Origin of the sequence: Actinomyces sp. HMT897 (assembly GCF_016626125.1) — a bacterium.
Lineage (GTDB): Bacteria > Actinomycetota > Actinomycetes > Actinomycetales > Actinomycetaceae > Actinomyces.
On record NZ_CP067336.1, the window covers coordinates 1,167,934 to 1,181,429 of the forward strand.

At 70.4% G+C, this 13,496-nt stretch carries 8 protein-coding genes; 2 read left to right on the top strand and 6 right to left on the bottom strand.

Annotation, left to right across the window (positions count from 1 at the left end; all coding sequences use genetic code 11):
* Positions 1-80 precede the first annotated feature (80 nt).
* From JJJ15_RS04750 to JJJ15_RS04775, 6 genes are all read right to left on the bottom strand, one after another.
* Positions 81-1,709: a trypsin-like peptidase domain-containing protein gene (locus JJJ15_RS04750; protein WP_200511606.1), complete on the bottom strand. Its 1,629-nt coding sequence runs from the start codon at positions 1,707-1,709 to the stop codon at positions 81-83.
* Between the two features lie 68 nt (positions 1,710-1,777).
* Positions 1,778-4,018, bottom strand: a complete 2,241-nt coding sequence (locus JJJ15_RS04755) for a thiamine pyrophosphate-binding protein (RefSeq protein WP_246742154.1) — start codon at positions 4,016-4,018, stop codon at positions 1,778-1,780.
* The gene (locus JJJ15_RS04760; protein ID WP_348641493.1) at positions 4,015-5,253 is read right to left on the bottom strand and encodes an o-succinylbenzoate synthase; all 1,239 of its coding nucleotides are present in this window, start codon (positions 5,251-5,253) and stop codon (positions 4,015-4,017) included. The genes JJJ15_RS04755 and JJJ15_RS04760 overlap by 4 nt, the downstream gene beginning before the upstream one ends.
* A 200-nt stretch (positions 5,254-5,453) precedes the next feature.
* A complete protein-coding gene (gene argF, locus JJJ15_RS04765; protein ID WP_200511607.1) occupies positions 5,454-6,482 on the bottom strand; it encodes an ornithine carbamoyltransferase in 1,029 nt (342 codons plus the stop codon).
* 1,438 nt (positions 6,483-7,920) lie between these two features.
* Complete coding sequence (locus tag JJJ15_RS04770) at positions 7,921-9,264, bottom strand: arginine deiminase family protein (protein ID WP_200511608.1); 1,344 nt, start codon at positions 9,262-9,264, stop codon at positions 7,921-7,923.
* A gap of 1,168 nt (positions 9,265-10,432) precedes the next feature.
* Positions 10,433-11,293, bottom strand: coding sequence for a hypothetical protein (locus JJJ15_RS04775; protein ID WP_200511609.1), 861 nt, complete (start codon positions 11,291-11,293; stop codon positions 10,433-10,435).
* Positions 11,294-11,350: 57 nt separating this feature from the next.
* Here JJJ15_RS04775 and JJJ15_RS04780 point away from each other — a divergent pair, with 57 nt between their 5' ends.
* Together JJJ15_RS04780 and JJJ15_RS04785 are read left to right on the top strand one after the other, a co-directional pair.
* Positions 11,351-12,586, top strand: coding sequence for a 1,4-dihydroxy-2-naphthoyl-CoA synthase (locus JJJ15_RS04780; protein WP_200511610.1), 1,236 nt, complete (start codon positions 11,351-11,353; stop codon positions 12,584-12,586).
* A 318-nt stretch (positions 12,587-12,904) separates the two neighbouring features.
* Positions 12,905-13,480 (top strand): DUF1440 domain-containing protein, encoded by a 576-nt coding sequence (locus JJJ15_RS04785; protein ID WP_200511611.1) that lies wholly within the window; start codon positions 12,905-12,907, stop codon positions 13,478-13,480.
* Positions 13,481-13,496 lie beyond the last annotated feature (16 nt).

Genomic DNA, 13,496 nt, shown 5'->3' on the forward strand with positions numbered 1-13,496 from the left:
GGCCCTGGATCGGACGGCCCCGGGTCGGGCTGCCCCACCCAGGTCGGGCTACCTCGACCCGGACGGCCCAGGCCGGGCGCCTAGGTGTCCTTGCGTTCGGCCAGGGTCACGGATACCTCCTGGACCTTCCCGTCACGCACCAGGGTCAGTTTGACGGTGTCTCCCGCGGAGTACTGGCGCACGAACCCGGTCAGTGCCGCGCTCTGGTTCGTGGGCTTGCCGTCAATGGCCGTAATGACGTCGTTCTTGGTCACCCCGGCGTTCGCCGCCGGGGAGCCCGGCTCCACGGTGCCGACCAGGGCCCCCGCCCGGGTGACGCCGTCGGCCTGCGCATTCCCGTCCTTGATGCCGACCCCCAGGTAGGCGTGGGTGGCGCTTCCGTTGGCAATGAGCTGGTCCACGACCTTGGTGACGAGGTTGCCCGGGATGGCGAAGCCGATGCCGATACTGCCGCTCTTCTCCGCGCCGGTGGAGGCGATCGAGCTGGTGATACCGACGACCTGGCCGCTGGAGTCGAACAACGGTCCCCCGGAGTTGCCCGGGTTAATGGCGGCGTCGATCTGGATGGCGTTGGTGTACACCGGTGAGCCTCCTTGGTCCTGGCCGAGGCCGGGCTGCTGGGAGCCGTCGCCCTCCTCGTTGTTCTCCTGGCGGGTCACCACCGGACGGTCCAGGGCGGAGACAATACCCGTGGTCACGGTCGAGGACAGGCCCAGCGGGTTGCCGATCGCCATGACACCCTGCCCGGTGGCGAGCTTGGAGGAGTCCCCCATCCGGGCCACGGTGAGGTCCTTGGGAGCCTGCTCGATCTGGACGACGGCCAAGTCGGTGGCCTTGTCCGTCCCGGTCAGGGAGGCCGGGTAGATGCGCCCGTCCGCCAGGGTGACCTGGATCTTCCTGGCGCCGGAGACCACGTGGTCGTTGGTAATGACGTGGCCGGAGGCGTCGTAGATGACCCCTGAGCCGTAGGCGGTCCTCCCCGAGGCGGTCTCAACCGTGATAGATACCACAGAACCGGAGACGGCGGAGCTGACCGCCTTCCAGTCCGGGCTGCCGTCGGCGGCGGGGGCGACCGTCTGGGTCACGCCGCCGGTGGTGCCGGAGACGGCGGCAGCCGGGGCGGGGTTGTCCTTCTGAAGGTAGCGCAGCCCGACCACGGTCCCCCCGGAGGCGAGGAGCGCGGCCACCAGCGCCACGACGACGGTGCCCACCCAGCCCGGACCGCGGCGTGCTCGCTTGTGGGACACCGCGGCGCCCGGGGCCGCGGTCAGGGTGGGGGCGTAGGGCGGTTGCCCGTCCTGCCCCACGGCGGCGGGCTCGTTGAGGCCGCGGTCCTGACCGCGCTCGAAGGAGTAGCCCGCGGGAGCGGAGGGGACGGAGGTGTAGGGGGAGGACGGCGGGCGGTGCGAGGTGCTCGCCTGCTCCCAGGGCTCCCCGACCGGGCGGTGCGAGGAGGGCAGGTTGCCCGCGGGGGCCGGGCCAGCGGACGACGCCTGCACAGCGGGCTGCTGGGGCAGGCCTGTCCCGGAGCCAGCGGGCGTGACGCCCGGACCGGGGGCGCCCTCCTGGGCGGGAACGGGCCCGACGGCGCCGGGCGGCGCCCCAAAGGGCGGGGCGGCGGACCCGGGGACCTGGGGGTCGGAGCCGGGTAGCGCCCTCCCGGGCGTGCCCTGGTCCCAGCGTGGTGTGGTCTCGTCCGTGTTGCTCATTCATGTCCTCCTGTACGAACCGTGCCTAGGGAGGAGGTAACACTGCTGCTCTCGGTCTTTCCCGAGACCTAGCTGGATGTTTCCTGTGGAGGATTCGTGGCCTGGAGTCCGTCCGCAGGTACCGGCGACGGCGGGGTCAGCCGCAGGTGAACCAGGCTGGTCCCGACCACCGGCTGAGTGAGGAGACGGCGCAGGTCAGCAAGGTCGGCGGGGCGGTGGACCCGGGCGCCCAGGGCCTGGGCGAGCCCGCCGAGGTCACCGGTCTGTGGTGTGGTGAACAGGCGTGAGAAGCGTCCGGCCCCCGGCACGCGGGCGTACTCCAGGCCCGCGAAGATGGCCCCTCCGGCGTCGTCACAGACAATGACCTGGAGGTCAGGGACCTGCTCGTGGCGCCCTCGCCCCAGGCTCATGACGTCGTGCAGGCCGGCGAGGTCGCCCAGCAGGAGCCGGACGGGGCGGCGGGCGCCCAGGGCCAGGCCGACGGCGGTGGCGACGGTGCCGTCGATCCCCGCCAGGCCACGGTTGGCGACAGCGGTGGGCGCGGGGACGCCGACGGGTGCGAGGCGGTCCAGGCGGCGGATCGTGGTGGAGGAGCCCAGGACGAGCAGCGGCGCGCCCGGGCCGGTGCAGGACCGCCACACCGCCAGCGCCGCCGCGTCCACGTCCAGCGGGGCGTGGGCGTCCGGGGAGGGTGAGGCCGCCGCGAGGCCCGCCGCGGCCTGACGCCAGGCGGTCAGCCAGGTGGCGGGGGCGGGGGCGGCGCCCATGAGGTGGACGACCGCGGCGGCAGCTGACGGTAAGGATCCGGCGTCGGCCTGCGGGGGCACGGAGGCGCCGCGCTCCCCCTGCCCCGGGCCAGCCCCGGTCTGCGCAGGAGCGCCCGGGCCCCCGCCCCGGAGCGTCTCGCACGTCCGGTAGCCGGGGCGGACGGCTATGATCCGCCCCGCCGTCCCGGCCACGTCAATGACCTGGGCGCGGTCGGCCAGGACGGTGACCTCCAGGTCCTCACGTCCCAGCAGGGCCGTGACCGGTCGGCTGAGACCGGGGTGGCCCATTACCACGACGCGACGCGCCCGGCCGGCCAGGTCGGCTCCGTCATCACGGGCAAGGAGCTCGGCGTAGCGGGGCAGCGCGTTGCCTCCCTGGCGGGCCAGGGAGGTGGGCTCAGCCAGCAGGGGCCAGCCCAGGAGGTCGGCGAGCTCGACCGCGAGCGCCCCGAGCCGCGGGTCCGGGAGGTCCCCGGCCACGACGAGCCCCGGGGCCTGGGGCGTGAGAGCCCCCTGGTCGCGGCCGTCTCGCCCGTGGCGGTGGTGACCCGGGTCCTGGGGCGTGGGGCACCCAGCGGGCGCAGCCTGCCAGACCAGGTCAACCTCCCAAGTGGGCCCTGTGGCCGGGAGCGTACTCGGGGCCAGTGCTGAGGCCGCCTCGGGCGCACCTGGTCCCGGCCCGGAGCCCGTCGCCCCGGGATCCAGCCCGGGGTCCGTCGCCCCGGGATCCAGCCCGGAGCCCGTCAGCCCGGGGTCCGGGCCGGGCGCCAGCGGAGGACGGTCCAGGGCCCTCGTCCCGGGTCCCTGCTGGAGGCCAGGAGCCAGCAGGGGACTGGGAGCTAGGGGGCCGGGCGCCAGCGGGGGACGGAGGCGGACATTGACCTGGGCGGGACCGGGGTCGTTGCTCAGGGCCCCGGCGGCCGCCAGGACGGCGCGACGCACCTGCCCGGCGAGAGCCGGCCCGGCCGCCCTGCCCACCTCCGCCGTCACGTCGGCCGGCAGGTCGACGACCAGTCGCGGAGCCCGCCCGAACAGGCACGTCTGCTCAGTGGTCTGGTTGGCGCCGGTGCCTACCAGCTCGTGGGGGCGGTCGGCGGAGAGGACCAGCAGGGGCACCCCGGCGGCGTCGGCCTCTGCGACGGCGGGATGGAGGTTGGCCACGGCCGTGCCCGAGGTGGTCACCACCGCGACGGGGCGGCGCACCCCGGCCAGGAGGTGGGCGCGGGAGGCGCCCAGGGCAATGAACCCGGCGCTGCGCTCGTCCAGGGTGACACGCAGGGACACCTCGCCAGCGGCCTCGGCCTCTTCCAGGGCGTAGGCTAACGGTGCGCAGCGGGAGCCGGGAGACAGGACGGCCTGGTGGACCCCGCAGGCCACCAGGGCCGCCACAATGTGGCGTGCGGCCTGGAGGGAGGGCGGACAGGGGCACGAGGCGCCAGCGGGCAGCCTGGCCGAGCGCCCCGGGCCCGCGGCCCCCGCGTCAGCGCCTCTGGCGCCCGTACCGTCGGTGGACGCGCTGTCCGACGCGCCACCGGTGCTCACAGGGGGATTCCCGCTACCGCCTTACTGGGGTCGGCCGCCTCCCGGGCACGACGCTCGGCGAGCGCCCTGATAATGTGCACCATGCGTATGGCCCAGCGCGAGCACAGGTTCGTCTTGGCGGCGGAGGCGGCCAGACGCTCCTCGGAGACGTGGAGGTCGCTGACACGCAGCACCCCCTTGTAGGGGATAATGCTGGGGTCGGCGACGTCGCGCTTGAGGAGGACGGTGGTGCCCAGCCCGCAGGCGTAGTCGAGCTCGGGCAGGACGGTGGCGAGCTGCAGGCCCTGGAACAGGCCCACACTTGTGTCCAGGGCGGAGGAGACGACGACGGGCAGCTCCAGGCGGGAGGCGAGCTCCAGGGTCCGCCGGACCCCGCCCAGGGGCGCCACCTTGAGGATGGCGATGTCGGCGGCCTCCAGGCGGGAGACGGCCAGGGGGTCGTTGCTCAGGCGGATGGACTCGTCGGCGGCGATGGGGGTCACGATCTCCTGCCGCAGGGTCGCGAGGTCCTCGGTCGTGGCGCAGGGCTGCTCGACGTACTCCACCCCGCCGGCCGCACGCTCAATGACCGGCAGGAGGCGCTGCACCGTGGTCGGGTTCCAGTCGCCGTTGAGGTCGATGCGGATGCGTCCCCTGGGGCCCAGGGCGTCGCGGACGGCCTCCAGGCGCAGGATGTCCCGGCCCAGCTCGTGGATGTTGGGCCCGCGCCCAATGAACTCCCGACGGTCTCGCGGCGGGTCCGGCCGCAGCCCGGGCACGTGCCGGAGGAAGTAGTTGCGTCCGATCTTGACCTTGGCGACGTTGGCCCGGGAGGTGAGGATGAGCCTGCGGGCGTCGTCAGGGCCGACCTCGGGAATGGTGACGTTGACGTCAATGCTCTCACGCTGTCGCGGCGGCAGGGTGACGGGGGTGCCGTCCGGGCCGAGGCCGGTGGCCGCCTCCAGGGCGGCGGCCAGCCAGGGGGCGGCGGCCTTGGCGTCGTAGTCCCAGAAGGGCGCGAACTCGCCCCAGCCCGCCGGGCCGTGGAACAGGACGCCGTCGCGGCGCTTGAGGGCGCGGAAGGTGGTGTTCAGGGGGATGTCGTAGACCAGGGCCTGGTCTATGTCCTTCAGGAGGTCGGTGGGGTCCTGGGCGCGCAGGGCATCCAGGTCCAGCCTGCCGACAGAGGGGTCTTGCAGGCCCTGGAAGGTGAAGTCGTGGGGGCCATGGGTCCTGGGGGAGCGGGAACCAGTCACGGCTCTAGCATAACCACATATACCGTCCTGGGGGTGAACGCCACCCCGACATGTCACGAATCGAAATCGGAACGGTCACGGCGGGGGAACGGAGACGGCGGGTAGGGGGTCAGCACCCGGAAAACGCCTGTCTCCTGGGCGTCTCCCGGACCCGGTGGCACCTGGCCGACCGGGCCCGGGGTCCGCCCGGGCGCCGGACCTCAGTCGCCTAGAGTGGCAACCATCACAGCCTTAATGGTGTGCATGCGGTTCTCGGCCTGGTCGAAGACGATGGAGGCCGGGGACTCGAAGACCTCGTCGGTGACCTCCACGCCGTCCATACCGGTGGCCTGGTAGATCTCCTCACCAATGGTGGTGTTGCGGTCGTGGTAGGCGGGCAGGCAGTGCATGAACCTGGCCTGCGGCCCTGCGACCCCCATGAGGGAGGCGTTGACCTGGTAGTCGCGCAGCATGGCGATGCGGGAGTCCCACACCTCCTTGGGCTCACCCATGGAGACCCAGATGTCGGTGTGGACGAAGTCCACCCCGGTCACGCCGTCGGCCACGGACTCGGTGAGGGTGAGGCGGGCGCCGGTCCTGGCGGCCAGCGCCTGGGCGGCCTGGACGCACTCCTCGTCGGGCCACAGGGCCCGGGGGGCCACAATGCGCGTGTCGGCACCCATGAGGGCGCCGTTGACCAGCAGGGAGCGGCCCATGTTGAAGCGGGCGTCGCCGACGTAGGCGTAGGAGATCTCACTGGCCGGCCTGCCCGCGTGCTCCAGCATGGTCAGGGTGTCGCAGAGCATCTGGGTAGGGTGCCAGTCGTCGGTCAGGCCGTTCCACACCGGCACGCCGGACAGCTCGGCGAGGGTGGTGACCTTGGCCTGGGAGTCGCCGCGGTACTCGATGCCGTCGAACATGCGGCCCAGGACCCGGGCGGTGTCGGCCACGGACTCCTTGTGGCCCATCTGGGAGCCCGAGGGGTCGAGGTAGGTGGTGTGGGCGCCCTGGTCCGCGGCACCGACCTCGAAGGAGCAGCGGGTGCGCGTGGAGGTCTTCTCAAAGATGAGGGCGATGTTCCTGCCCCGCAGGTGCTGGACCTCCCGCCCCGCCTTCTTGTCCGCCTTGAGCTGGGCGGCGAGCTGGACCAGGGCCATCCACTGCTCGGGGGTGAAGTCGAGCTCACGCAGGAGGTGGCGGCCCTTGAGGCCAGCGAGGGTCGTGGGATCGGGGGCGGGGATCACGGTCATGCGGGTCCTTTCGTGGCGGGTGGACGGTGGGGCGCTGCCCGTCTGCCCCTGGGAGTCCAGGGGACGGTGGGCGGGCGCGGGGCCGACGACTGAGGGGCGGCGCCGGGGACCGCCCGGCACGATGGTAGGCCGACGCCGTCCTCCTCCACGTGTGACGCCACCGCCTCAGGACGTAGAGCCCCCCTGCGGGGGCCTACGTCCTGGCATTTCGCGTTAAGCCCGGCAATTGCGGAAGAGCCCCCCGCCTGCGGGGGCCTACGAGTCGGCGCCCGGGGAGCTGCCTCGGCTGGCGCGCGGATGGCCCTGGTCGCAGTAGGTGGCCTGTCTCGCCCCGGGAGGAGGCTATACGCGGCGGTTATCACGGCCGCGGCGGTGGTGGGCGGACGGTTCTGTCGCAATCTGAGGATCAGAGCCGACCCCACCCCGCCCAGCACTTTGTACACCCAATGTCCACGCAGGTCAGGAGCCTGAGCCCTGACGCGGCCAAGGGTGGCCCTCCTTCTGATCCTCAGATTGCGACACGCACACGAACCGGGTCGGCAGACAGTCGGCAGACTACGCAGGGCGCCGTATAAACCTATTCAGATTCGCGTAGGAAGAAGCTAGGGAGCCCCGCAGTGCGGGGTGCTCCCTAGACATTACTACAGGAGGAAGAATGTCTGGTGTTATTTGGTGTCTTAATGCACCTAGCGGTGCGGGGTGCTCCCTGACGAAGTCGGAGGAGACAACAGCTGGACGCCACCCGTTTAGTCTTAATGCACCTAGCGGTGCGGGGTGCTCCCTGACCCTGCTCCTGGGAGGCGCGTGGTTGCAACGTTTCCAGGGGCTGGATCGCCACCGGCCCTGCGGGGCCCTTCCGGAGGTGGTCGGAACGGGTCTATTTCTACCACCTTTCGTTGGTATGACGCCACTCGCCACCGACGGCCCCGGGAGCGGATCCGGCGCCGGCTTTGGACGAGACCATGCGGAAAAGTGGCGGTCGGGAGGGGTGTCCCGCGCCACAGCAGTGGTGACCAAAGTCACAGATTCAGCCAACCCCGACCCCGCTAGCACCCGCACGTGCACCCCCTCCCCTCACCAGATCCCCCGGCGCAGGCCTCTGTCGTCAAGCATAGACGACGCACCGTAGACATCCCTTCATTTGAAGGACGAAGAAACCCCGCACTAGGTGCAGGGCTCTACGAATCGGTGCTCGGGGAACTGTCTCATCCCTAGCTGCCAGCAGCAAGGGTAGCGCACGGAGTCAACCCCGGTGTAGCCGCGGGGCGGGCCAGGCGGGAGGCGCACCGGGAGGCGGCACACGCGGGCAGGAGGCGATGGACGCGCCCCGGCCGGACGAGGCGAGGGCTAGTGCCTCCCCGCCAGGCGCCACTTCAGCCGGAGAGGGCAAGGGCACAGGAGACAGGCAGCGCGCGGGAGGCAGGCCGGTGCCCGCTGCTCACACGGCGTCGCGCGTGACGGGGCAGGTCATGCAGTGCCCGCCGCCCCGGCCGCGCACCAGCTCCACCCCGGGGGTCTCAATGACCTCCACCCCGGCGCGACGCAGGGTGTCGTTGGCGGCCTGGTTGTGGGCGTAGCCAATGACGCGCCCCGGGGCGAGGGCGACCACGTTGCAGGAGTCGCGGGAGAGCTCACGCAGGGCCTCGGCCTCGTTGGACATGTCCGGGCTAATGACGCGGAAGGAGTCCGTGCCAGCGGCGCGGGCCAGGACGACGTCCATCTCGGAGCCGTCGTGGACGGTCACGCGCAGGGCCTGGCCGTTGGTACCGGGCTCGATCTCCACGGTGGTGACGTCGTTGAAGCCGGAGAAGCGCAGGCAGGTGTCCGGGGAGACCATGGTCATGAGGGTGTCCAGGTGCATGACGGCGTCAAGCTCGGTGTAGAAGGCGCGGTCGGGCATGTGGACGCCAATGACCCGGTCGGCGGCGTCGGCGGAGAACAGGCGCGTGGCCAGGCGCTCCACCCCGGCGGCGCTGGAGCGGTGGGTCAGGCCCATGACCAGGGTCCGGTTGCCCAGGACCAGGAAGTCGCCGCCCTCGATAGTGGCCGGGGAGGCCCCGTGCTCCTCGCTCCACAGGGCGGCGCGGCCGGCGAAGGCCGGGTGGAAGCGGTAGACGGCCTCGTAGTTGACGGCCTCACGCCGCCGGGGGGCCAGGGCCATGGTGTTGACGGAGACCCCGCCGTAGAGCCAGGCGGAGGTGTCGCGGGTGAACAGGTGGTTGGGCAGGGGGGTGACCACGAACTGCCCCTCCAGGGTGGACAGGTAGGTGGTGCTGAACAGGGTGGCGGCGTCGGCGGCGCTGAGGCGCTCACGCAGCTCGGTGCGGGTGATGCCCGCCAGGAGGACCTCGGCGAGCTCGGCGTCGGGCAGGGAGCCGAAGAAGTCAATGAGGACCTCGGAGGTGGACACCCCCACGGTCTCGGGCCCCACGGTCTCCTCCAGGACCAGCTGGCGGGCCTCGGGGACGGCCAGGGTCTCGGTGAGCAGGTCGCGGAAGTCGTGGACGATGACGCCCTCGGCACGCAGGATCGCGGTGAGGGCGTCGTGCTCGGCCTGGGCGCGGGAGACGTTGAGGGCGTCGTCAAAGAGCAGGGAGTCGGCGTTAATGGGGGTCAGGCGGGCGATCTCCCCGCCCGGGCGGTGGACAATGACCTCCCGGAGGCGCCCTGTCTCGGAGTCCACGCGCCCGCCGCCGCGCTCGACGGGGATGAAGGTGCGCTGCGCGGCGGCCGGGGTGGTGCCCGCCGTCCCTGCCTCGGTGGTCTGCGTCGTCGGCGTCATGGGGCCAGGGTAGTCGGGTTGCGCGGGCCCGGCCCGCGGCCCTCCTCAGAACGGAGATGCGAGCGAACACGGCGAGTCCTTCTCATCGAGGGGCGCGGTTCGGGGGTTCGGGTCGGCGCGGTGGCGTGGGGGACGGGTAATGGTGGGGCGTGCGGGGCTTCTGGGGTGATCCGGGGCGGGGTCGTGTCCGAATCTGTTGTAAAGGCTCCCTGCGGCGGGATCGGCCGCTGGCGGAAGCGCGGAATATCAACGTTTCTCCTCCGGCGCTCCGGTTCGATCGGGGCCTTTGCAACAGATTCGGACGGCCCGTCGCGCGCGGGCCGGGCGGGGAGGGCGGGGAGGGCGGTCGCGGGCCGCGAGCACGTCACTTAACCCGCGAGAACGTCTGCTAGAGGTACGTTCTCGCGGGTTAAGTGACGTGCTCGGCGGTTAAGTGACGTGCTCGCGGGCCGCCCGGCGATCTCGCGGACCGCGACGCCGACCCCCGGGCGCCCCGCCCCGCCCGGTCGTCCCGCATGGTGGGACGGCGTCTCACATGTCGTGACGCCGCCAGCCCACTTGGACCACTTATGCGCGGTTGGACCACCGTATTTCGTGAACCAGGTGGTCCAACCGCACGCAAGTGGTCCAAGCAGAAGAAGCGCCGCCCCTGACCCGCCGGCGACCCCGCGCCCCGCGCCCGCACCACCACCCGCTGAATAGCCTTCATGGGAGGAGGTCGCCCAAACGGGCCGGCCCCGAACTCTTCCGCGCGATTCCGCAGATTCTCCGACAACGCAGTCCTGGCCGGATGCGCAACACAATCCGGGGCCATCCCCATACCGCGCACCCGACCCTGACAGCATCCGCCTGACACCGCACGGACGTCTTCTCCCCCGCACCCGCCCTCCCGCACTACCACACCGATCTGGATTCCCGAACCACTACTTCTAGTGAGAAAGGTTTACTGCCAATCCGCTCGGACCACTTGAGTTCCATCAAGCCGCCTCACTCAACAGATCAGGCGATCCGATGGCGCGCAAATGGTTCAATCGGAGGCGCGTCGCCATGAGCCCCCGCCGACCGCCCTCATGCTTCACATCCGCATCGCCGCCTCCGAATGACATTAGGGGAACCTCATATTCGCCGTCCCGCGGGAGCAGCAGGCGGAACGACCATATTTTTCACGTCACGACGCACGATCCGTCAGGTACTGGAATCCCGCCACCAACAGGCCTCCTCCGAGCCCTACGAGTGCCCCCGCCAGGAACAACCGATATGCGCTGTCACGCTGAAGCTCCGGGCTCGTGATCAACAGGAATAGCCCCTGACGGGCCAGAAGATCATGATCCCACTCATACCAGGAGAAACGGTTCTTCAGCGTCTCCGATGGAGACTGACTCGACTGTTGAAGAAATTCACCCCCCTCCTTGAACACCCAATAACTTATGGTGGGACGCAGTCCGCCATCAAGGGCATACACCTCGATTCCGGGCAGATACAGGCTCCACGAGTCCAACGAAACCTGCTCGAATCGGTATTCTCTTGAGAGCGGGCACTTGATTTTCACGGTGGGCGGATGGTCGGTCAACCTGATGACGGAAATCTCTCCCGTCGCCGTTGGGGCGTCTGTCGCCGCCCCCTGTTCCTTGGCCTTGATCCACAGATTCTGCGGATCCGCAACCGAAACGTCAGAACGACCTCCGTCAGGAATCTCGACACTGCACTCCAAAGGCGTGTGCGAAAAATTGAACCCGGATTGATGGTACAATAATCCTATATAAATGTTCACTATTTGATCCGGTCCGGTCGAGACGTCATTTTCAGACACCTCCAGGTATGCAGAATCCTCCTTGCTGTCGACATTGATACTAACAGTCGTCGCATAGTCTCCGAGAGATCCCTCCTGAATGACGAGCACCGTCGGCGCATCGACAATCGTCTCCCGCGCCACCCCGGTATGGACGTACGGATAGACCCAGAAGAAGGCCAGGGCCCCGGCCGCCAGACCGGAAATTATGTAGACGATCCCACGCTTGATGTCTCTCATGTGATACATGTTACACGCGATCCGTCCGGCAGGCTCCCGTTCCTCTACGCTGGTTCCATGAGCGACGTCTTCCCCGTGCCCGCGCGAGTCTCCGAGATCTTCGACCCCGTCCGCTGGCGGGAGGTCAAGGGCTTCGCCCACGCCGGCGCCGCGACGGCCAGCACTGCGGACGGCTCGGCGCGCACGCGCAGTCCGGCAGAGCCCACCGGGGCCGGTTCTGCCGCCGACCCCGTCATCCTGACGGACGTGACCTACCACCGCGGCTGTGTGCGCGACGCCGACGGTGCCTGGCTGCGCGATCTGCCGGTGGCGCGCGTGGCCATCGACCGGCCCGAGGTGCGCAACGCCTTCCGCCCCCGCACCGTGGACGAGCTCTACCGGGTCCTGGATCACGCGCGCATGAGCGGGGACGTGGGCGCCGTCGTCCTGACCGGCAACGGCCCCTCCCCGCGCGACGGCGGTTGGGCCTTCTCCTCCGGGGGCGACCAGCGCGTCCGGGGCCGCGACGGCTACCGCTACGAGCGTGAGGACGCTACTGACCCCGGCATCGGTACCGCCGCCAGCGTTGGCACCGGGACCGAGGACACCGCCCCAGGCGGCGTCGCCTCCGACACCGAGACCCTCGCCCCCGGCCTCGACACCGCCACCCCCGGCACTGGCACCACCGCCCCCGGCACCACCGCCTACTCCCACGACGCCGACGTGGCCGCGGCACAGACGCGCATTGACACAGCCCGGGCGGGTCGCCTGCACGTCCTGGAGGTCCAGCGCCTCATCCGCACCATGCCCAAGGTGGTCATCGCGGCCGTCCCCGGCTGGGCGGCGGGCGGCGGGCACAGCCTCAACGTGGTGTGCGACCTGTCCCTGGCCAGCCTGGAGCACGCCCGCTTCAAGCAGACCGACGCCAGTGTGGGCAGCTTCGACGCCGGCTACGGCTCGGCGCTGCTGGCCCGGCAGGTCGGCGACAAGCGGGCCCGGGAGATCTTCTTCCTGGCCCGCACCTACGACGCCGAGACCGCTGCGCGCTGGGGCGTGGTCAACGAGGCGGTCCCCCACGCCGAGCTGGAGGAGCGGGCCCTGGAGTGGGCGGCCACCGTGACCTCCAAGTCGCCCCAGGCCATCCGCATGCTCAAACTGGCCTTCAACCTGGCCGACGACGGCCTGGCCGGCCAGCAGGTCTTCGCCGGGGAGGCCACGCGCCTGGCCTACATGACCGACGAGGCTCTCGAGGGCCGGGACGCCTTCCTCCAGCGCCGTGATCCGGACTGGTCCCCCTTCCCCTACTACTTCTGAGCTGCTCTGAGCGGGCTACCCAAGGGCGCTGACGGATCCCGCGGGGCCGCACGGTCTATCCCCGGGGCGCCTGCAACCCATCAGCCCCCAGGCCACCCGGCCCCGGTGCACCATGCGGTCGCCTATCCCCGGGGTGCCCGCGCCCACCTGTACTCCAATTCCCCGGCGCTCTCCCCGAGCCCCCGCATCCTGCCGCACGCCGCACCACCCGCACCCCGCCGCACGCCAACTCGTCTTGCAGGCCCAAATGTTGCGTGAGGTCATTCACATGCAATGGCGCGTACACGCACCCCTCCCCGTCCTTAGAAGAGGGCACTCATGAACAACCTGCTCGCCCGCACCGACAAGTCCCGTCGGCGTATCGGCACGGCCCTGCTGGTCGGCCTCATTGGCGGAGTCTTCTCCGCCATAGTGAAGTTCGGCTGGGAGGTCCCCTTCCCGCCGCGCACCCCGGGCCTGCGCTCAGACACCAATCCGCCCCAGTCCATGCTGGAGTGGTTCGGAATGTCCCACGACGCCTCGCACAGCATGGTGACCTTCAGCAATAACCCGCTGCCGATTATGTCCTTTATTGTGCACTTCAGCTTCGCGATCGCCTTCGGCCTGCTGTACTGCGTGGTGGCTGAGTACTACCCGGGGATCAAGCTGTGGCAGGGGGCCGTCTTCGGCGTCCTGGTCTACGTGGGCGCGCACGTCGTCGTCATGCCGCTGCTGGGGTGGGCGCCGAGCCCCTTCCCGTGGGTGGAGGGCGCCCAGACCTGGTCAGAGCACTTCTCCGAGCTCCTTGGTCACATTGTGTGGATGTGGTCCATTGAGATAGTGCGGCGCGACCTGCGCAACCGCATTACCCACGAGCCCGACGCCGAGGTCCCGCTGGACGCGGCCACCCGGTAAGGCCCGTCCCCAGTGG